17 protein-coding genes are annotated in these 20,089 nt (G+C 66.6%); 5 read left to right on the forward strand and 12 right to left on the reverse strand.

Features of this window, described 5'->3' with window-relative positions; all coding sequences use genetic code 11:
- Positions 1–5 precede the first annotated feature (5 nt).
- From GW587_RS29585 to GW587_RS29610, 6 genes are all read right to left on the reverse strand, one after another.
- Positions 6–1,172: an efflux RND transporter periplasmic adaptor subunit gene (locus GW587_RS29585; RefSeq protein ID WP_166108496.1), complete on the reverse strand. Its 1,167-nt coding sequence runs from the start codon at positions 1,170–1,172 to the stop codon at positions 6–8.
- A 12-nt stretch (positions 1,173–1,184) separates the two neighbouring features.
- The gene (locus tag GW587_RS29590) at positions 1,185–2,618 is read right to left on the reverse strand and encodes an efflux transporter outer membrane subunit (RefSeq protein ID WP_166108497.1); all 1,434 of its coding nucleotides are present in this window, start codon (positions 2,616–2,618) and stop codon (positions 1,185–1,187) included.
- Positions 2,615–3,313 carry a CerR family C-terminal domain-containing protein gene (locus GW587_RS29595; protein WP_166108498.1) on the reverse strand — a complete coding sequence of 233 codons (699 nt, stop codon included), beginning with the start codon at positions 3,311–3,313 and terminating at the stop codon, positions 2,615–2,617. The genes GW587_RS29590 and GW587_RS29595 overlap by 4 nt, the downstream gene beginning before the upstream one ends.
- A gap of 303 nt (positions 3,314–3,616) precedes the next feature.
- Positions 3,617–4,969 (reverse strand): hybrid sensor histidine kinase/response regulator, encoded by a 1,353-nt coding sequence (locus GW587_RS29600; protein ID WP_166108499.1) that lies wholly within the window; start codon positions 4,967–4,969, stop codon positions 3,617–3,619.
- A gap of 56 nt (positions 4,970–5,025) precedes the next feature.
- The gene (locus GW587_RS29605; RefSeq protein ID WP_166108500.1) at positions 5,026–5,787 is read right to left on the reverse strand and encodes a 2OG-Fe dioxygenase family protein; all 762 of its coding nucleotides are present in this window, start codon (positions 5,785–5,787) and stop codon (positions 5,026–5,028) included.
- Positions 5,788–5,791: 4 nt separating this feature from the next.
- Positions 5,792–6,253, reverse strand: coding sequence for a MarR family winged helix-turn-helix transcriptional regulator (locus GW587_RS29610; protein WP_166108501.1), 462 nt, complete (start codon positions 6,251–6,253; stop codon positions 5,792–5,794).
- Between the two features lie 115 nt (positions 6,254–6,368).
- Between GW587_RS29610 and GW587_RS29615 the strand changes: the two genes are divergently transcribed.
- Both GW587_RS29615 and GW587_RS29620 read left to right on the forward strand, forming a co-directional pair.
- Positions 6,369–7,454 carry an HD-GYP domain-containing protein gene (locus tag GW587_RS29615; RefSeq protein WP_166108502.1) on the forward strand — a complete coding sequence of 362 codons (1,086 nt, stop codon included), beginning with the start codon at positions 6,369–6,371 and terminating at the stop codon, positions 7,452–7,454.
- Position 7,455: 1 nt separating this feature from the next.
- The gene (locus GW587_RS29620; RefSeq protein ID WP_166108503.1) at positions 7,456–9,372 is read left to right on the forward strand and encodes a CHASE domain-containing protein; all 1,917 of its coding nucleotides are present in this window, start codon (positions 7,456–7,458) and stop codon (positions 9,370–9,372) included.
- 8 nt (positions 9,373–9,380) lie between these two features.
- Here the strand turns inward: GW587_RS29620 and GW587_RS29625 are convergent, their stop codons facing one another.
- Positions 9,381–10,199, reverse strand: a complete 819-nt coding sequence (locus GW587_RS29625; protein WP_166108504.1) for a sugar phosphate isomerase/epimerase family protein — start codon at positions 10,197–10,199, stop codon at positions 9,381–9,383.
- Positions 10,199–11,038: a phytanoyl-CoA dioxygenase family protein gene (locus GW587_RS29630; RefSeq protein ID WP_166108505.1), complete on the reverse strand. Its 840-nt coding sequence runs from the start codon at positions 11,036–11,038 to the stop codon at positions 10,199–10,201. The genes GW587_RS29625 and GW587_RS29630 overlap by 1 nt, the downstream gene beginning before the upstream one ends.
- 109 nt (positions 11,039–11,147) lie before the next feature.
- Here GW587_RS29630 and GW587_RS29635 point away from each other — a divergent pair, with 109 nt between their 5' ends.
- Positions 11,148–12,080, forward strand: coding sequence for a LysR family transcriptional regulator (locus GW587_RS29635; RefSeq protein ID WP_229259721.1), 933 nt, complete (start codon positions 11,148–11,150; stop codon positions 12,078–12,080).
- Here GW587_RS29635 and GW587_RS29640 read toward each other — a convergent pair.
- Positions 12,077–13,135 carry a M29 family metallopeptidase gene (locus tag GW587_RS29640; RefSeq protein ID WP_166108506.1) on the reverse strand — a complete coding sequence of 353 codons (1,059 nt, stop codon included), beginning with the start codon at positions 13,133–13,135 and terminating at the stop codon, positions 12,077–12,079. The genes GW587_RS29635 and GW587_RS29640 overlap by 4 nt on opposite strands.
- A 126-nt stretch (positions 13,136–13,261) precedes the next feature.
- Here GW587_RS29640 and GW587_RS29645 point away from each other — a divergent pair, with 126 nt between their 5' ends.
- Together GW587_RS29645 and GW587_RS29650 are read left to right on the forward strand one after the other, a co-directional pair.
- A complete protein-coding gene (locus GW587_RS29645; protein ID WP_166108507.1) occupies positions 13,262–13,708 on the forward strand; it encodes a hypothetical protein in 447 nt (148 codons plus the stop codon).
- Between the two features lie 68 nt (positions 13,709–13,776).
- Positions 13,777–14,115, forward strand: coding sequence for an apolipophorin (locus tag GW587_RS29650; protein ID WP_229259722.1), 339 nt, complete (start codon positions 13,777–13,779; stop codon positions 14,113–14,115).
- A 34-nt stretch (positions 14,116–14,149) separates the two neighbouring features.
- Here the strand turns inward: GW587_RS29650 and GW587_RS29655 are convergent, their stop codons facing one another.
- The 3 genes from GW587_RS29655 to GW587_RS29665 form a co-directional block, all read right to left on the reverse strand.
- Positions 14,150–16,300 (reverse strand): tetratricopeptide repeat-containing diguanylate cyclase, encoded by a 2,151-nt coding sequence (locus GW587_RS29655; RefSeq protein WP_229259723.1) that lies wholly within the window; start codon positions 16,298–16,300, stop codon positions 14,150–14,152.
- A gap of 138 nt (positions 16,301–16,438) precedes the next feature.
- Positions 16,439–18,223 carry an ABC transporter ATP-binding protein gene (locus tag GW587_RS29660; protein WP_166108510.1) on the reverse strand — a complete coding sequence of 595 codons (1,785 nt, stop codon included), beginning with the start codon at positions 18,221–18,223 and terminating at the stop codon, positions 16,439–16,441.
- Positions 18,213–19,967 carry an ABC transporter ATP-binding protein gene (locus tag GW587_RS29665; protein ID WP_166108511.1) on the reverse strand — a complete coding sequence of 585 codons (1,755 nt, stop codon included), beginning with the start codon at positions 19,965–19,967 and terminating at the stop codon, positions 18,213–18,215. The genes GW587_RS29660 and GW587_RS29665 overlap by 11 nt, the downstream gene beginning before the upstream one ends.
- Positions 19,968–20,089: the final 122 nt, after the last annotated feature.

Consider the following 20,089-nt stretch of genomic DNA (forward strand, 5'->3'; position numbering starts at 1 on the left):
TTTCCTTACTTGGCGCGGGCCGGCGCTGCGGCTGCCGCTGCGGTCGCGGTCTCGGCGACCTTGTTCACCAGGTCGCCGTCGTTGAGGAAGCCGGCGCCGCGCACCACCACCTGGGTGTTGGCGGTCAGGCCGCCCAGCACTTCGATGCGGTCGCCGAGGCGGCGGCCGGGCGTGACCTTGATCTGGCTGACATGCTGGTCGGCGTTGAGGCGGAACACGAAGCTGAAGCCGTCGCGCACCACGATCGCCTGCTGCGGCACGGTCATCGCCTGCGAGGTGCCCAGCTCGAACTGGCCGCTGGCGAACATGCCGGCCTTGAACGGCGCGTCCTTGCCGCCGCCGGCGGCGGTCGGCAGATCGACGTAGACCAGCGCGGAGCGGGTCTGCAGGTCGACGGTCGGCGCGATCATGCGCACCTTGCCGGTCAACTCGCTGCCGTTGGCGGCCTTGACGATGGCGCTGGTGCCGGGCTTGAGGTTGTGCAGATCCTGCGCCACCACTTCGGCGCGCCATTCGAGGCGGCCCTGGCGGATCATGCGGAACAGCTCCGTGCCGGGCGCGGAGACCGCGCCGACGGTGGCGCTGCGCGCCGAGATGATGCCGCTGTCCGGCGCCACCACCCGGGTGTACTTGAGGCGCAGCTGCTGCGTCGCCAGCGCGGCCTTGGCCGAAGCGATGCGGGCGTTGGCGGTCTGCTCGGCGGTGTTGTACTGGCTGATCTGCTGCGCGCTCAGCGCGCCGGAGTTTTGCAAGGTGCGCGCGCGCGCCGCGTTGGCGGCGGCGTCGGCGGCGTTGGCTTCGGCTTCCTGCAACGCGGCCTTGGCCTGCGCCAGGTCGGCGTTGACGGTATCGGCCGAGAACACGGCCAGCACGTCGCCGGCCTTGACCACGTCGCCGACGTTGACCCGCACTTCGGTCAGCCGCAGGCCGTTCGATTCGCTGCTGACGCTGGCCTCCTGCCACGCCGCGACGTTGCCGTTGGCGGCCAGCTTGATCGGCAGGCTGGCGGCCACCGGCTGGGTGGTGGTGACGGTCAGCGCGGCTTTCGGCGCTTCGGCTTTTTTCTCGTCGGCCGCTTGCGTGGCGGGCGAGTACACGGCCATGCCGATGCCGCCGACGACGAAGACGGCCAGCAGGGCCAGGGCGACGGGTTTGAGTTTAAAGTTTTTCATGTCGTGGTCTTTTTAGTTGGTGCCGGCGACAGCCGGTGCGTTGTCGTTCGTTGCTGTCGGCGCCGTCCAGCCGCCGCCGGCGGCGCGGTACAGCGCCACCCACGCGGCGCTGCGTTCGCGCTGCAAATTGATGACGGTCTGCTCGGCGGCGAGACGGGTGCGGCGCGCGTCCTCCAGCTCGAACAGGCTGGCCAGTCCGTTCTTGTAGCGGTCGTCCACCGCCGTGAAGTTGGCGCGGTAGCCTTGCAGTGCGGTTTGCGCGTCGCCGGCGCGTTCGGCGGTGCTGTCCAGGTTGACCAGCGCCTGTTCCACTTCGCTGACGGCCTGGCGCACGGTGGCGCGGTAGCTGGTGACGGCGGCGTCGTAGCGCGCGCTGGCCGCATCGACGTTGGCGCGACGCTTGCCGGCGTCGAAGATCGGCACCGAGATCGAGACCGGGCCGATGGTCCAGGTGTCGGTCTTGACGCTCTCGCCGCCGGAGCGGAAGTTGGCCACGCCGACGGAGCCGGACAAGGCCAGGTGCGGATAGCGCTGCGCGCGCGCGCTGCCGACGTCGAAGCTGGCGGCCGTCACTTCGCGTTCGGCGGTGAAGACGTCGGGACGCTGGCTCAGGGTTTGCGCCGGCAGCGCGGGAATCGGCAGCGCCGGCGCGTTGGCGGCGGCGGCGTCGCTGGCGGCCAGTTTGCCGCGCAGTTCGGGCTCGGCGATCGCGGTCAGCGCCACCAGCGCCTTGACGTCGACGTCGCAGGCCGCGCGCTGCTGGATATAGCGGCTGTTGCCGTCGGCCGCGCTGGCGCGCGCCAGCGCCAGGCTGGCCGGCGACTGGAAGCCGGCGCCGGCGCTGAGCTCCGTCAGGCGCGCGGTGTCGGCGCGCGAGGCGGCGTCCTGCTTGGCCACCGCCAACAACTGCTCGCAGGCGCGCAGGCTGTAGTATTGGTTGGCCACTTCGGCCGCGACCGAGACGCGGGCGTCATGCCAGCCGGCGTGCGCGCTGTCGAGCCGTGCCTGGGCCGCGTCGCGCGCGGCGCGGTTGCCGCCGAACAGATCGATCTCCCACGACGCGTTGAGCGCGAGCTGCGAGGTGGTCCCCATCGGCAGCGTCGATTGCTGGTTGGAGCGGTTGGCGCTGGCCGCCGCGTCGAGCGACGGCGCCAGCGCGGCGCCGGCCGCCACCCGTTCGGCGCGCGACTGCGCGATGCGCGAGCCGGCGCTGGCCACGGTCGGACTGACCGCCTGCGCCGAATCGATCAGCTGCGCCAGCAGCGCGTCGGATTGATGGCGCCACCACAGCGCCAGGTCGGCCTGGCTGCCGTTGTGCGGCAACGGCGCCTGCCACTGCTGCGGCGCTTGCGCCGCCACGTGCGCCGGCGGCATCTGCGTGGCGCACGCGCTCAGCGCGGCGGCCACGGCGACGGCAAGGGTCGCCGCGCGAAATGGAATCTTCATGCTTTCCTTTGTTGTAGTTTGAGTTTTTGTGCGTTGACCAGCGCTTCGGCGAAATCGACCAGGTAACCGCTCCACTGCGCGATGGCCTCGGGAGAAGCCAGCATGTGCGGCGTGATCTGGTTGACGACGTCGCGTCCGATCAGGATCTGGATGCCCAGGCCGACGATGGCGTAGGCCAGCCGGTGCACGTCGTCGTCCGGCTGCGCCAACCCGAGGTGACGGCACAGCACCTGCACCAGCGCCGCGTGTTCCGGCTTGATGTTGATGTCGATCTCGTTTTGCCACAGGCCGGTCGGCTCCAGCATCTCGCGGTAGAACAGCTTGATCAGCACCTCCGCGTCCTGACCCGCCAGCAGCGGCGCCATCAGCTGCGCGTAATAGCCTTGCAGCGCCTCGCGCAGCGTGAAGTGCGGCGGGCTGAATTGCGCGATGTTGGACTCGGCCGGCGCGCAGATCGACGAAAAACAAGCCTGGTACAGGCCGGCCTTGTCGCCGAAGTAGTAGCTGATGGCCGCGACGTTGGCGTTGGCCGCCTGCGCGATTTCGCGGGTGGAGGTTTTGGAGAAGCCCTGTTCGCCGAACAGGCGCATGGCGGCGGCAAGCAGGCGCAGACGCGATTGCTCGCCGTCGGAACGCGGCTTGCGGGCGTCGTCGGCGGGCTGGCTGGCATCGGTGGAGGTAGGTTTAGCGTTCATTCGGGCATTACATCACATAATTCAAACGATTGATATAACTAAATCAGTCGTTTAGTTTATTGCTGAAGGGTCTTGCCCACAGGTAGACGTATGCTGGCTGCAAATATTGCAACGATGTAAAAAAAGACGAAAAAAAAGCCCGCGACCTCGAAGGGGGCGGGCTTGAATTCCAATGTTCAGCGAACGGTTGGAGGAGACAGTTCCTAATATATCCTCATTTATGTTGCGGTGCAATACCGTAGAACTACGGTGTTCAAGCTGCTACAGTAGCAAAAAGTTAAAGCGGATGTGCTGCACCGCACATTAGCTGTGCCGCGACAGCGCCAGCGTGAAGGTGCTGCCGTGACCGAAGTCGCTCTTGAAGAACAGCGAGCCGCCGATCAGGTTGGCGAGGTTCTGGCACAGGTACAGCCCCAGCCCGGCGCCTTCGGCGTGGCGGGTCGAGGTCGAATCGAGCTGCGAGAACGCCTGGAACAGCTTGGCCTGGTCTTCCTCGCGGATGCCGGCGCCGCTGTCGGCCACCGAGAATTCGATGATGTTCTGGCCTTCGCCCGGACGTTGCGCCAACGTCACGCGCACCGTGCCGGTCTCGGTGAACTTGATGGCGTTGTTGGCCAGGTTGATCAGGATCTGCGTCAGCGCGCGGCGGTCGGTCTCCAGTACGATGGGCGCGTCGCTCAGCTCCATTTCCAGGCTCAGGCCTTTTTGCTGCGCCAGCGGCCGCAGCGTCTCGACCACGTCCTTGACCACGTCCTGGCACTGCACCGTCTCCAGCTCCAGCGTGACCTTGCCCGCTTCGATCTTGGCCACGTCGAGGATGTCGTTGATCAGCGAGAGCAGGTGGCGCGCGCTGGTGCGGATGGTGTTGAGCTGCTTGTCCTGTTCCGTGGTCAGCGGGCCGGGGAGCTTCATCAGCAGCGCGCCGGTGAAGCCGATGATGGCGTTCAGCGGCGTGCGCAACTCGTGCGACATGTTGGCGATGAAGGCCGACTTCATGCGGCTCGCCTCGGCCAGCTCCAGGTTCTTCAGCGCGATCTCGCGGTTGATGGTTTCCAGCTCGCCGGCGTGGTGCGCCAGCCGCATATTCAATTCGATCACCTGGCGTTCGCGCGCTTGCAGTTCGCTATTCACCTGCACCGCCTGCTCGTAGGTCGAGATCAGCAGGTCGAGGATTTGCTGGCGTTCGGCGTTGATGAAGTGCTTTTGCTCGCCCAGGTACAGGGCGATGCCGATCTCCATGTTCTGGTTCTTGCGCAGCTTCTGGTTCATCAGCATGTGGCCGATGCGGTTCAGCAGATAGTCTTCGGCGTAGGGCTTGCGGATGAAGTTGTCGGCGCCGCATTCGATGCCGCGGATGATGTCCTTCGGGTCCATCAGCGAGGTCACCAGGATCACCGGAATGTCGCGCAGCGACGGCTCGGCCTTGATGGCGCGGCACAGCGCGTAGCCGTCCATTTCCGGCATCACGATATCGGACAGCACCAGGTGCGGCTTGCGTTCGCGGATCGCTTCCAGCGCCAGGCGGCCGTTGGCGGCCACGCGCGCGCCGTAGCGCATCGATTGGATCAGGCGGCGCAGTCGCTCGGCCTGGGTGGGACTGTCTTCGACGATGAGGATTTCAATTTCGTCGGGCTGAATTTCGTAGCTGGTGTCCAAGACCACCCTCCTGATGCGTAGTTTTTAGCTATACGGACTATATCGGATTTAGCCCGTCAAAGGGAATTTTCCTGCCCTTGGAAACCGCCCGCGCGCCAGGTCAGCACCAGCGTGTCGCGGTGGCCGTGTTGCGCCAGCGGTTGGATCGGCGTGGATTCGTGGATGACAGTCGCGTCGTCGAGCAGCAGCATGGTCCAGGGCTCGGTCATCGTGAAGCGCTTGCCGTTCGGGCCGTCGGCTTCAAAGATGCGAGTCTCTCCGCCCTTGATCTGCGCGCGCGCGATCAGGATCACGGCGACGAAGTCGACGCCGTCGCGGTGCGCGCCTTCCGGCGTCGGGCGGCCGATGCCGTCGGTGGTGTCGATGCGGAACTGGTGCGCTTCGACGTACCACGGCGTGGCGGCGCCATTGCCAACCTCGCCGCGCGCCTGGCTGCACAGCTGGCCGATCGAGGCCACCAGCGATTGCCACGCCGGCTGCGCGACGGTCTCGGCCGCCATCGGTTCGAACAGGCGATGCATGCCGCCGTGTAGCGCGTTGTATTCCAGCGGCTGCCAGTGGGCGCGGTGCGCGGTCTGCGTCAGCTGCGCGCCGTCCTGGACGAAGCACGAGTGGCGGCGGCGCCGGTAGCGGCCTCCGTCCTTCAGATAGTTGTCCAGTTCCAGCGCATCCCAGCTGGGAATCAGCGCGTTCAGGTCGGCCAGCGGCACGCCGGCCAATGCGGCCACGTCCTGCGGACGCAGCAAGGCATAGCCCTGGCCGCGCAGCGCGGCGGCGGTGGCGGCGGGTTCGGTGAAGATCGGGGCGGAAGTCGTCATCGCATCAACCCGCCGACGCCATCAGGCTGGCGCGCAATTGGTCGAGATCCTGCTTCATGCCGACCACCTGGTCCAGCGTGCATTGGGTCGCTTGCAGGATGGAAGGCGGCAGCTTGGCCGCTTCGTGGCGCAGCGCGTCGCCGTGCGGCGTCAGCGTGATGATGACCTGGCGTTCGTCGCTGGCGGCGCGGGTGCGGGTCAGCAGGTCGGCCGCCTCCATGCGCTTCAGCAGCGGCGTCAGCGTGGCCGAGTCGAGGAACAGGCGTTCGCCCACTTCCGACACGGTGAGTTGGTTTTTTTCCCACAGCACCATCATCACCAGGTACTGGGAATAGGTCAGGCCGAGGCCGCGCAGCAGCTTGCGGTACAGCTTGCTCATCGCCAGTGAGGTGGAATACAGGGCGAAGCACAACTGGGCGTCCAGCTGCGGCACGCCCGAGACGGCGGGGGTGTTTTTAGTGTCCATGTTCCCAGTATAGGTAGTGCACTATATAATTGCAAGCAAGGACCAGAAAAAATATTTGGCAGGCAAATCCGCTCGGTTATGATGACGGTAGGAACTAACCCGGGAGTAGCGGCAGATGAATGTCAAAAAGGCCATCGTCCTCATCGTCGATGAGGCTGCGGACAACCTGATCTTGTTGAACGGGATGCTGCAGGATCAGTACGAGGTCAAGCTGGCCAACAGCGGCCGCGCCGCGCTGGACATCATGCAGCAGGTGCCGCGCCCGCACCTGGTGGTGGTCGACGACGCGCTGCCCGACATCGACGGCTACAGCGTCTGCCAGCAGCTCAAGTCCAGCCCGGACACGGCCGACATCCCGGTGATCTTCCTGCAGACCGAGCGCGACGAACCGCGCGCCTTCGAGCATTGCGGCGCCGACGTGGTCGCCAAGCCGGTGCTGGCGAGCGTGCTGCGGGCGCGGGTCGACACCCACCTCCAGCTGCGCCACGCGCGCGAGCTGCTCAAGCAGCAGCGCAACCTGCTGGAGCACGTGGTCGAAGAGGTCACGCTGGAACTGAGCCAGATGCTGGACGCGATGATCTGGGCCATGGCCTCGCTGGCCGAGACGCGCGAATACGAAACCGCCAACCACCTGCGCCGCGTGCAGCACTACATCGTCGCGCTGGCGCGCCAGCTGCAGCCGCACAAGCGCTTCGCCGAGGAGCTCAGCGACGCCAACATCAAGGCGCTGTACAAGGCGGCGCCGCTGCACGACATCGGCAAGGTGTCGATCCCGGACGCGATCCTGCTCAAGCCGGATCGCCTCACCGACGAGGAGTTCGCGGTCATGAAGCTGCACACCGTCTACGGCCGCGACGCCATCGTCAACGTCGAGCACCACCTCGGCTACACCAACACCTTCCTGCGCTACGCGCGCGAGATCACCTATTCGCACCAGGAGAAATACGACGGCTCCGGCTACCCGCAAGGCCTGGCCGGCGACGCCATTCCGATGTCGGCGCGGCTGATGGCGGTGGCAGACGTCTACGACGCGCTGATTTCCAAGCGCGTCTACAAACCCGCCTTCACGCATGAAACGGCGATGGAGATGATACGGCAGGGCAGCGGCGAGCATTTCGATCCCGACGTGGTCGACGCCATGCTGACGGTGGAGGAGGAGTTCATGTCCATCGCCGAGCGCTTCAGCGATCCCGTGAATTGACATGCGGCGGCGCGGTTATCTCGCCTTCCTGATCGGCGTCTGCCTGACCGCCTGGACCTGCTATTTCGTGATGGAGGCGCAGCAGAAGCTTCAGGTGCAGGCCAGCTTCCAGCGCGACACCGAGAAGGTGGCGCGCGACACGCAGGTGCGGCTGCAAATCTATTTCGACATGCTGCTGGCGATGAAGGGCATGTATGCGATCAACGACCGCATCGACCGGATGCATTTCCACCGCTTCGTCACGGAGCTGAAGGTGGACCGGCGCTATCCCGGCTTCCAGGCCTTGCAGTTCGTGCGCGCGGTGCCGGAGCCGCAGCTGGCGGCGTTCGCCGAGACGGTCAAGCGCGACACGCTGGTCGATCCGCAGGGCTATCCGAACTTCCACATCCACCCGGCCTGCGTGCGCCCGCTGCACTACATCATCGAGTACACCGAGCCGCTGAAGGGCAACGAGAACGCCTTCGGCCTGGACCTGTCGGCGCTGCCGAGCCATCTGAAGGCGCTGGAGCTGGGCCGCGACAACGGCGAGATCATCGCCACCGAGCGCATCACGCTGGTGCAGGATGTCAGCGGCGAGCCGGGTTTCGTGGCGCGCGCGCCGGTGTACCGCAACGGCGCGCCGCTGGAGACGCCGGCGCAACGGCGCGAGGCGCTGGTCGGCTTCGTCGCCATCGTGTTCCGCGTCAACGCGCTGATGCGCGAGGTGATCGACACGCCGCTGCTGGAGCATCTGCACGTGCGCATCGAGGACGCCGGCTTGCAGGGCACGGTGCCGCCGCTCGGCGCCAGCGTCGAGACGCTGCTGTACGACAGCGACGGCGTGGCGCAGACCCACCGCGCGCACGCGCCGCTGCTGCCGGGACTGACGTCGCTGACGCCGCTGCGGGTCGGGCAGCGCAACTGGGTGATGAAATTCGAAGGACGCTCCGGCGCGCGCTACGGACGTTCGCAGCTGCCGGTGCTGGTGGTGGGCGCCGGCGGCATCGTCATCAGCGCCTTGATCGCGCTGCTGCTGGTGGCGAACCGGCGCGAGTCGCTGGCGCGCAGCGGGCTGGAAGTGAGCATGGCGGAGCTGGAGCGGCAGAAGGCCAACGTGGAACAGGCGCGCAACGAGATGTCGCGGCTGGTGACGACGCTGAACCAGGCGCAGACCAATCTGCAGACGTCGGAGAAGATGGCGTCGTTGGGCGCGCTGGTGGCGGGCGTGGCGCACGAGTTGAACACGCCGATCGGCAACAGCCTGCTGACCGCCAGCGCCCTGAGCGACATGGTGCGCGAGTTCGAGCGCCGGCTGACGCAGGAGGGCGGCCTGAAACGCTCGGCGTTGGAGGCGCACCTTGCCGATGCGCGCAAGGCCTGCGACATCATGGGCAGTTCATTGACGCGCGCGGCGGACCTGATCACCTCGTTCAAGCAGGTGGCGGTGGACCAGGCCAGCGGCCACCGGCGCCGCTTCGGCCTGGACGAGGTACTGCACGATACGCTGGCCACCTACACTGCGCAGCTGAAGCGCGCCTGCTGCGAGGTCAAGGTCGACGTGCCGGCCGGCCTGCAGTTCGATTCCTATCCGGGCAGCTTGAGCCAGGTGCTGAGCAACTTGATCGGCAACGCGCTGCTGCACGGCTTCGATGGCCGCGACAGCGGCGTGATCACCATCAGCGCGCGGCGCGAGGGCGCCGACGTGGTGGTGCTGAAGTTCAGCGACAACGGCATCGGCATGAACGACGTGGTGCTGCGCAAGATCTTCGATCCCTTCTTCACCACCAAGATGGGGCAGGGCGGTTCCGGGCTGGGGATGAATATCGTTTATAACATTGTGACCGGGGTGCTGCGCGGGACCATCCGGGTCGAGACCGTGCCGGCCGGCGGCACCAGCGTGCTGCTGGTGCTGCCGATGCGGCCGGCCGACGACGCTTAGGCGCGCATTCAGCGCATATAGCGTTTGCGGAGCAGGTCCAGCATCGCCAGGTTCAGCTCCCACGCGTTCGACACTTCCTGCTGCGTGTAGGGCAGCGTCGGCGTGTACGGTGCCGGGCCGAATTCCGGCGTCAGCGTCATGCGCTCCGCCCCGGCGGCGCGGCGCAGGCGGATCACTTCATCCCACCACGACAGGTGCGCCGCCAGCGCGTCCTGCGCTTCCGGCGCGCGGAAGTCGGCCACCTGCGGACCCTGCGCGTGGCCGACGCGGGCATGGATGTGGCGCACGTGCGGCAGCGTCCGCGCCAGCGTCTGCGGCTGGTCCTCCAGCAGCGATTCGCAGGCGCAGCACCAGTGCGACAGGTCGGCCGTCAGTTGCAGCTCGGGCATCTGATCCAGGTACGGCAGCAGCAGCATCGGGTGGCCGCTGAAGCGGCTGCGGTGAATTTCGTGCACGATCGGCACGCCATGCTGGCGCGAGATGTCGGCCGCCAGTTGCAGCAGTTCGCGGTTCTGCGCCGACGTGAAGTAGTCCTTGCCGGTGTGGCTGTTGACGTGCAGCGGCTTGGCGGCGCAGGCGTTGTGCAGCAGTTCGGCCAGCGCCTGCTTGTGCGGCTCGAAGGTCGGATGGAACACGGTCTCCCACTGCGCCACGATCAGGCCCAGGCCGGCGGCGGCGATGCGGCCGGTCCAGTCGTCGCGCGCGGCGGCGTCCAGCGGCAGCGACATCTCGATGCCGTCGAAGCCGGCGGCCTTGACGCGGTCGATGAAAACCTGCGGCGCCAGTTCGTTGTTGCCCCAATGGGCGGCGAAAATCTCGATCCGCATTACAGGAAGCCCCGCACCGGCAGGCGGTCGTCGCGCTGGATCCAGTTTTGCGGCGAGTAGGTCGTGGCGCCGTCGGTGGCATGCAGCGTGTAGGCGTGGCGCGAGACCGGCGAGCGGTTCGGCGCGCTGTAGTGCGGCAGCAGGCCGTGGAAGCAGACCAAGGTGCCGGCCTTGCATTCGAGCGGCACGGCCACGCTGTCGTCCGGCCATGGCTGGTCGCTCAGTTTTTCCATGCGCACGTCGTCGCCGTTGCGCAGGAAGCGCTCGCGCATCGGACCGCGATGGCCGCCCGGTTCGGCCCACATGCAGCCGTTTTCCAGCGTCGCGTCTTCCAGCGCGAACCAGAAGGTGGTGACGCTGACCGGATCGGTGTCGAAGTAGGTGGCGTCCTGGTGCCAGCGCACCTCGCCGCCGATGCCCGGCTGCTTGAAGATGTACATCGATTGCCACACGCGCGGATCGGACAGGCCGATGTCGCGCGCCAGCGCTTCCAGGCGGGCGTCGGCGGTGAAGGCGCGGAACACCGGGTCCAGGTCGTGCATGGCGTGGCCGATCTTGTTGATCGACAGCGACTTGTCCTGTTTCAGCTGGCCGTCCGGACCGAAGGCTTCCTCCTCGAAGAAGCAACGCACGGTGTTGTCGGAGCGGAGGAAGTAATCGTCGGTGGTCTTTTCCTGCTCGACGGTGCTGAAGATGCCGGTTTTCGCGTTCGGATCGAAATCGTTGACAATCTGGGCGGCGCGGGCGCGCAGCACGGCGATCTCGTCGGCGCTCTTGAAGCCGGGCAGCACCAGGTAGCCGTCGCGTTGATATTGTTGTTTTTGTGCTTCTGTCAGCATTTGCGGCTCCGTCTGGGAATCATCGATGCAGGCATTGTACGGCGCGGCCGGCGCCGCCACAATCCGCAAAGGGTTGACACATTGTCGTCAAAGTGGAGACAATCGCCGCATGGACCAATTACGCGCAATGGAGATATTCGTCGAGGTGGCAAAGCTGCGCAGCTTCAGCGAGGCCGGCCGCCGCCTGGGCCTGACCCGGGCGATGGTCAGCAAGCATATCCTGCAGCTGGAGGATAAATTGCAGGCGCGCCTGCTGCACCGCTCGACGCGCGAAGTCAGCCTGACCGACGTCGGCCAGGCGTATCTGGCGCCGTGCATGGCGACCGTGGCGCAGGCGCGCGAAGCGGCGCTGGTGGTGGCGCAGACCGGCGCCGATCTGGCGGGGCCGCTGCGGATACAGGCGCCGTCGAGTTTCGGCAGCGAGTGGCTGGCCGGCGCGGTGGCGCGTTTCAGTTTGCCGCATCCGCTGCTGGAGCCGCTGCTGTACGTGGACGACGCGCTGCTCGACCCGATCGAACACGGCTTCGACCTGACGATACGGGTCGGCGGCATACCGGACGTGCACGCGCTGGCGATGCGGCCGCTGGCGCCATGCCGCGCCGTGCTGTGCGCCGCGCCGGCCTATCTGGCGCGGCACGGCGTGCCGCAGGCGCCGCAGCAGCTGCAACAGCATCGCTGCCTGCACTTCAGCCACCTGACCGACGGCACGCAATGGCACTTCGCGCGCGGCGCGGAACGGCAATCGGTGCGGGTGCCGGCGGCGTTCACCGCCAACAATGGACTGGTGCTGCAGCAGGCCGCGCTGGCGGGGCTGGGCATCGTCTACAACACCACCTTCCTGGCGTGGCGCAGCCTGATGGAGGGTACGCTGGTGCCGGTGCTGGCGGATTGGGAGCTGCCGCTGAACCATCTGAGCGCGCTATATCCCGCCAGCCGCCAGCCGTCGCCGAAGGTGCGCGCGCTGATCGATTTCCTGGTGGCCGAATACCAGCCGGACCCGCCGTGGGACCGTGAACTGCGCGCGGCGGGCTTGCTGGCCTAAACCCGCCAGGCGCCGTCGTGGTAGACCTGCTGGTCGTCGAGGTAGACTGCTTCGGTGACCGCGAACACGTCGACGTGGTAGCGCGCGTCCTTGCGCTTGAATTGCGGCTTGGCGTAGACGCCGTGCTTGGCGCCCAGCGACAGGTGGATGCCGCACATGCGCTCGAAGGTGCCGATGTCGTTCACCATGCAGTCGCGCGAGAAGGCGCGGTTCATGCCGAAGCCCAGCTCGCGCAGCCACACTTCGCCTTCGTGCGCGCGGATGATGGCCAGCATGTTGTCGAATTCCGGCGTGGCGTTCTCCGCGCCGACCACGCGGCCTTTTTCCACGATCAGCGTCACCGGCGTTTCCGGCTTGTTGACCATGAAGGCGGTGTCGCCGAAGACGAAGATCCGCACCCGCCCGTTGACCGCCTCCAGGTCGCGCGCCTCGGTGAACACTTCGCCCAGCGGGAACTGGCCGCCGATGTTGTTCATGCCGCTGTAGTCGCCGATATTCAGCTTGGCCGATTCGAACGGCGAGCCGAACACCAGCCGCTCGCCGGCGCCGCTGTCGACCACGCCGTGCTGCGCGGCGTCGATGCGCGCCTTCAGCGCGTGGCCGACGCCGCGATAGTAGGCCGGGTCGTAGGCCAGCGAGGCGATGTAGTGCAGTCCCTGCTCGCCCGGCATGCGCGACAGGTGCACGTGCTCGATCACCTTCAGGCCGCGCTTGAACAATTCGATGCGGATGCGGAAGGCTTCGAGCCGGAAGCTGGTCGACTGGATCAGCACCACCAGGTCGTCCGCCTGCATGCGGGCGAAGGCGGCCAGCACGTGGTCCGGCGTGACGGCGTCGAAGTCGACGAACTGCGCGTCCGGCACCACGCGGCGGTAAGCTTCGGTCAGCGCGCGGTTCAAGTCGGTGCGGGTGTCGTAGACGATCAGCGCGGCGTGCGGGGCGCGGTGTTCGATGGCGATGGCCAACGTGTCGCGCAGGTTGCGCTCGGCGCGGTCGACGGCGGCTTCGGGAATGTCGCCGAATCGGGACGGGGCGGGGGAGGGGATGGACGTCATGGCGCTGTGCAGGAAGGAACAGCCCGCATTATACGGTCCTCTATTCTCCTTGTATTGGGGAGGGGAGCGATATAGAATCACAAATATAGCCTAGCAGCAACTCCGGCGATAACAACAGGAAGCGTGATGAGCGTAATAATGGGACAGGATTTGCCGCAGGAGCGACCGGATTCCTCGGGCCGCGCTGCGTTGTTTGTGCCGACGGCCGCCATCAAGGAGGATGTGCTGGAGACCGTGCGCAAGGGCTCGGCCATCGTCGGTTTCGGTAATCACGATCGGACCTTGACCATTTACTACGAAAGCAACCGTTTCAACGAACCCAATCTGCTCAAGTGGGAGCAGAAGGCGCGCAAGGCCTTCGAGCGCCTGGCGGAAAATCTGCCGACGGTCTCCAAGATGATCAGCAAGCCGGAAAACTTCGAGCAGGTGGGCTATATCAGCAGCAAGGGCATCCTGATCCGCCGCATGGAAAAGCTGATGAACTGGCTGGAGGCCTCCGACGCGCTGGACGGGGCGCCGGCTTCGGAAAACGTGGTGTTCACGCCACCACCGCCGCCCAAGAAGATCACCTGAGACGTGCGCTCCCGGCGCCCGGCTCGTTGTATGCTGTTGGAAATATTTCATTCCTTGAGGAGATGATGATGACCGTGCATACGATGACCCGCGCCGCCGCCGCGCTGATGCTGCTGGCGCTGCTGGGCGCCTGCCACAAGGACGATCCGGGCGAGGCCGGCCCGGCCGAACGCGCCGGCCGCAAGCTCGACCAGGCCACCGACAAGGCCGGCCGTCAGCTGACCGACGCCGCGCATGAGGCCAACCAGCAGATCACCGACGCCGCCAAGGAAACCAGCCAGAAGATCGACCAGGCCACCAACGCCGCCGGCGACAAGCTGAACCAGGCCACCGAGACCGCCGGCAAGAAGCTGGAAGAGGCGGGAGAGAAGATGCAGGCCAAGGCCAAGGAACGCGAGGCCAAGTAGCCGCACGTCATTCCCGCCTGCGCGGGAACGACGTTCAGTGGCCGGTCTTGGCGTGCTTGATCGAGACCACGTTGCTGTGCTCGGACGGCGACGCCGGCGGCGTGCCGGGCGGCCCGCCCAGCACCACGCTCAAATCCACGTAGCCGGCGCGCCAGGCGCGCTCCAGGTCCTGCTCGATCACTTCCATCGAGGTCAGATGGAAGTTCTCGAAGCCGCGCACGCCGTAGGCGCGGTTGCGGCCGTGGGCCTTGGCCAGGTACAGCGCCATATCGACCAGGTTGACCGCACGCTCCCATGGCAGCGGCACGTCGCCCGGCGCCAGCGGGAACGGCGCGAAGCCGACCGAGACGTTGACCGAAATATCATGCTCCTGATAGCGGATCGCCTGCGACGAAATCCCGGTCAGGATGCGGCGCGCGATCTCGTCGACGCCGTGGCGCGGGATCGCCGGCAGGAAGGCGAGGAACTCCTCGCCGCCCCAGCGCACGATCATGTCGGTCTCGCGCAGCGCCACCCGCAGGTTCTCGGCGATCATCTTCAGCACCGCGTCGCCGGCGGCGTGGCCGTAGGTATCGTTGATGTTCTTGAAGTGGTCGACGTCGAGCAGGAACAGCGCGCCGACGATATCGTCGCGGTGATGCGCGCGCTTCTCCAGCTCCGGCTTCTGCCCGGCCGCCGTGTTCAGGCCGCGCATGTAGTCCTGGAAGTGGCGGCGGTTGTACAGCGACGTCAATGGATCGAGCGTGGACTGCGCCTTGAGCTCCATGTTCTTCACTTCCAGCTGGGCGTTGGCGTGCCGCACCTTGCGGTACAACAGCCCGACCACCATCGACGCCAGCGCGAACACCAGTGCCAGCAGCCACCACACGCGCTGCTGAAGGCGGCGGTTGTCGATCTCCGCGCCCTTGACCTGGTTTTCGCGGCTGAGCAGTTCGATCTGGCGCTGGCGCTTCTCCGACTCGTATTTTTCCTGCAGCTCCAGCACCGACTGGCGGCGCTGGGTTTCGAACAATTCGTTCGACAGCGCGCGCTCGCGGTGATAGGCCGACACCGCGCCGGACAGGTCGCCGGCGCGCTCCAGCGCCTCGCCGTATTCGCGCAGCGCCGCCTGCAGGTCAGGCTTGTTGTTCTCCTGCTCGTAGCGCGCCAGACCGGCCTCGTACTGTTTCTTGCCCTCGGCGATGCGGCCCATGCCCAGGTAGGCCTGGCCCATGTTGGCGCGCGCCGCCGCCTCGGCCGATTTATCCTGCGTCGCCAGGCTCGATCGCAGCGCCTCGGCCGCGTACTGCGCGGCGCGCGGGAAGTCGTGCTGCTTCAGGTTGATGTCGGCCAGGTTGACCAGCGTGATGCCGACCATGCGCTCGGCGCCCATCTTGCGCTCCAGCTCCAGGCTTTGCAGCAGCGCGCGCATGGCGCGCTTCGGCTGGCCGGAGTCGATGGCCAGGCCGTACTCGGTGTTCTTGGCCATCGCCATGCGGCCGGGGGATTTGATCTTCCCGGTTTCGGCCAGCAGCTCGTCGAGCGCGGCGGAAGCCTTGTCGTACTCGCGCATCTGGGTATAGAGCTTGCTCAGCGCGTTGAGCGCGGCCAGCAGGCTGACCGGGTCGTCGGTGGCCGGGCGCGCCATGTCGACCGCCTGCTGCAGCTTGGTCAGCGCCTGCGGGAAGTTGGCCTGCTCGGCATAGGTCTGGCCGGCGGTGATGGTGGCCTGCACCCGCAGCGCGGCGTCGCTGGTGGACATCGCCAGCTTCTCGGCCTCGAACGCCAGCTGGTGCGCGGCCTTGACGTCGGCCTGCGCGAACAGCACATAGACCTTGGTCAGCATGCCCTTGGCGACGATGGCGTTGTCGTGCAGGCTTTTGCCGTAGGCGATGACTTTTTCGGCGAACTCCAGCGCGATGTCGTTGCGGCCCAGGCCCATGCGGGTGGCGCTGATCTGGGTCATGAACTCGGCCTGGGTGCGCGGCGCGGCGGCGGCGATTTCCGGCTCCAGTTTCAGCAGCTGTTGCAGCGCCTTGTCCGGCACGAAGCGGGCTTGCTCGCGGATTTCGAGGATGCGCTCGTCGAGCGGCGACTGGTCCTGGGCCGACGCCGGCAGCAAAGCGGACGCGCACGCCAACGCCACGGCCGCCGCCAGGGCGCGCCGCTTCGTCCGCAACAGCCAGCTATTTGTCAAACCCGCCAACTTGACTCCCATGGGATCGCATCGCAATGTCTAGACAATTATATTCTTGTTGCAGTTAAGAAAGCCCTAGCAACAGCGATTTTTACCGCAAAAATGCACAAAATTCGTGGTTTTTGAGTCAACTATGTTTGAAACGTTTCATGCCGCAAGCTGTTGCAGCAAATAAAGGCGCTGGTACAGGCCGCCGTCGATCTGCATCAGCCGCTCGTGCGGACCGGTTTCGGCGATGCGGCCGTGATTCAGCACGATGATGCGGTCGGCGTCGCGGATGGTCGACAGCCGGTGCGCGATCGCGATCACGGTCACCTTGCCGCGCAATTCGTCCAGCGCCACCTGCACGATCTGCTCCGTTTGCGAATCGATGTGCGAAGTCGCCTCGTCCAGCAGCAGGATGCGCGGCTGGCCGGCCAGCGCGCGGGCGATCGCGATCAGCTGCTTCTGGCCGACCGACAGGCGCGAGCCGCCTTCGCCCAATGTGGTGTCGTAACCCTGGTCCAGCGCCAGGATGAAATCGTGGGCGTGGGCGGCGCGGGCGGCGGCCTCGATCTGCGTTTGCGTCAGGCCGCGGCCCATGTCGATGTTCTCGCGCGCCGACGCGGCCAGCAGGAACGGGTCCTGCGGCACCAGGCCGACGTCGGCGCGGAAGCGGTCGTTGTCGATGTCGTCCAGCGCCATGCCGTGCACGGTGATGGCGCCGTGCTTGGCCGGATAGAAGCGCAGCAGCAGCGACAGCAGCGTCGACTTGCCGCTGCCGGTGTGGCCGACGATGCCGAAGAAGGCGCCTTGCGGAATCTCCAGCGACAGATCGTGCAGCACCGGATGGCCCTCGTTGTAGGCGAAGTCGAGATGGCGGATGGCGACGGCGGGCGCCTTGTCGTCGGCCACGGCGTCGATGTCAACGCGGCTTTGCTTGTGCTCCTGCGCCGCGCCCTCGTCCAGCAGCGCCGCGACGCGCGCGGTGGCCACCACCGACTGCTGCAACTGGCTGAACTGCATGGTGATCTGGATCAGCGGCTCGATCACGCGCGCCAGGTAGCTGATGAAGGCATACAGCACGCCGACCTCGGTGGCGGTCATCTCGCGCTTGCCGAACATGAAGATCACCGCCGCCAGCAGGATGATGTTGAACATGTCCAGCGCGGGGCGCAGCAGCCAGGCGTTGGCGCGCAGCTCGGACAGGCGCGCGGTGTAGTGGTTCTGGTTGGTGCCGGCGAAGCGCGCGCCGAAGCGGGCCTCGGCGTTGTTCGCCTGGAGCACGCTCATGCCGCCGATCGACTCGGCCATCTGGCCGTTGATTTCGCTGCGCAGCGCGCGGGCGCGGGTCACGGCCGGCGCGCTCCAGCGCTGGTACAGCCAGACGATCAGCAGCACCGCCGGCAGCAGCGCCAGCACGATGATCATCAGGCGCCAGTCCAGCCACGCCATGGCGCAGATGGTGCCGACCAGGACGATGGTCGAATCGAGCATCACGAACAGCACCTGGATGTACAGGGTCTTGACCGCCTCGGTGTCGTTGGTCACGCGCGACACCAGCTGGCCGGTGATGGCGCGGTCGAAGAAGGCCATCGGCAGCAGCAGCACGTGGCGGTAGACCATCTCGCGCAGGCGCATCACCGAGCGCATCGCCAGGCCGGACAGGCGCACCAGCTGCAGGTAGCGCAGGCCGCTGGCGATCCAGCCGGTCAGCAGCACGCCGGCCAGCAGGCCGGCCATGCGCGGCCAGTCGAGATGGTGCGGCAGCAGGTGCTCGTCGATCAGCGCCTTGCCCATGATGGGGCCCATCACTTCGAGCAGCGCGGCCAGCATCAGCCACAGCACCGCCCAGCCGAGATGATGTTGGTCGGGCAGCGCGGCGCGGCGCAGCAGCGACAGCGCCTGGCCGGTCTGGCGGCGGGAGGAAGTTGGGTCGGGCTTAGACAGCATCGAGACTGGCCTCCAGTTGTTGATAGCGCCACTGGCTGGCGTACCAGCCATCCTGCTCCAGCAGTTGATCGTGGCTGCCGGTTTCGCTGATGCGGCCATCGCGCAGCACCACGATCAGATCGGCGCTGACCACGGAGCTGAGGCGATGGCTGGCGATGACCGCGCTGCGGCCGTGGCGCGCCTGGCGCAGTTCTTCGAGGTGGCGCAGGATCTGGGTCTCGGTGCCGGTGTCGACGGCCGACAGCGCATCGTCGAGCAGCAGCAGATCGTTATCGGCCAACAGCGCGCGGGCGATGGCGACGCGCTGGCGCTGGCCGCCGGACAGCGTGATGCCTTTTTCGCCGACCTGGGTGTCGTACCCCTGCGGGAACTTGAGGATATCGTCGTGGATGGCGGCCAGGTCGGCCGCGTGTTCGACCTGGGCGCGGGTGGCGTCGGGCCGCGCCAGCGCGATGTTGTCGGCGATCGACGCCGAGAACAGGAAGGACTCCTGCGGCACCCAGCTGATGGCGGCGCGCAGCGCGTGCAGCTTGTAGTCGGCCAGCGCGTGGCCGCTCCACGCGACGCTGCCCGATTGCGGCGTCAGTTGGCGCAGCAGCACGCGCAGCAGCGTCGATTTGCCGCAGCCGGTCGGGCCGACCAGGCCGAGGGTCTGGCCGGGCAGCAGATCGAGCGTGATGTCGCGCAGCGCCGGCGCGGCCTGGTCCGGATAAGCGTAGCCGACGCCGCGCAGCGACACCGCTCCCGGCGCCACCGCCGTCAGCGCACCGTGATCGTCGATCGCCAGCGGCGCATCGAGCATCGGCTGCAAGCGCTGCCAGGCGGCGCGACCGCGCTCGATCAGCGACAGCACCCAGCCGGCGGCGAACATCGGCCAGATCAACTGGCCCAGGTACATGGTGAAGGCGGTCAGCGCGCCGATGGTGAGCTGGTTGTTCCAGACCAGATAACCGCCCAGGCCCAGCGTCAGGCCGCCGGCGGCGGTCAGGGTCAGGCCGACGGCCGGCTCATAGGCCGCCTCCCACACCTGCGCGCGCAGGCTGGCGTCGGACGCCTTGCCGGCCAGTTCAGAGAATTGCTGCGTGCTGCGCTGCTCCAGTCCCAGCGCGCGCAGCGTGCGCACGCCGGACAAGGTTTCCTGCACATGATCGTTAAGGGCGCTGAAGCGCTTGAGCGAATCGGTGGACGCGGTGTGGATATGACCGGAGATATACCAGAACGCCCACGCCATCAGCGGAAAGGGCAGCAGCGCGACGCAAGCCAGGCGCCAATCGACGCCGAGCAGCATCACGCCGAGCACCATGACCAGGGTCAGCGCGCCGTCGAAGCCGGCCAGCATCGCCTCGCCGGCGGCCATCTCGATGGCATCGATATCGTTGGTGGCCAGCGCCATCAGGTCGCCGGTGCGCTGGCGCTGGTAGAAGCCGGGGCCCTGCAGCGTCAGACGGGTATAGAGACGGGTGCGCAGCGAGACGCCGAGTTGATAAGCGGCGCCGTACAGGATCTGGCGCCAGGCGACGCGCAGAAAATAGATGCCCGCGCCGACCAGCAGCAGCGAACCGATCTCCCACAGCAGCGCGTTGCCCGACAAAGTATGGGCGGCCAGGCCATCGATCATGGCGCCGACCTTGCGCGGCACCAGGATGCTGAGGGAAGCCACGCCGGCCAGCATGGCACCGGAAAGGATATAGGCGCGGCTGTGCTGGCGCACGAAGCCGCCGATCAGCCTGGAGAGAGTCGACATGTTGATTCAGAAAGCGTATAGCCCGCTAGGATACAACAAGTCCTAAAACTCCGGGGTCAGAGCTAAAAACTGGACACGGGCTCTACCGTAGCGGCCGCTACGGTAGAGCCCGTGTCCAGTTT

Origin of the sequence: Duganella aceris (assembly GCF_011090165.1) — a bacterium.
Classification (GTDB): domain Bacteria; phylum Pseudomonadota; class Gammaproteobacteria; order Burkholderiales; family Burkholderiaceae_D; genus Rugamonas; species Rugamonas aceris.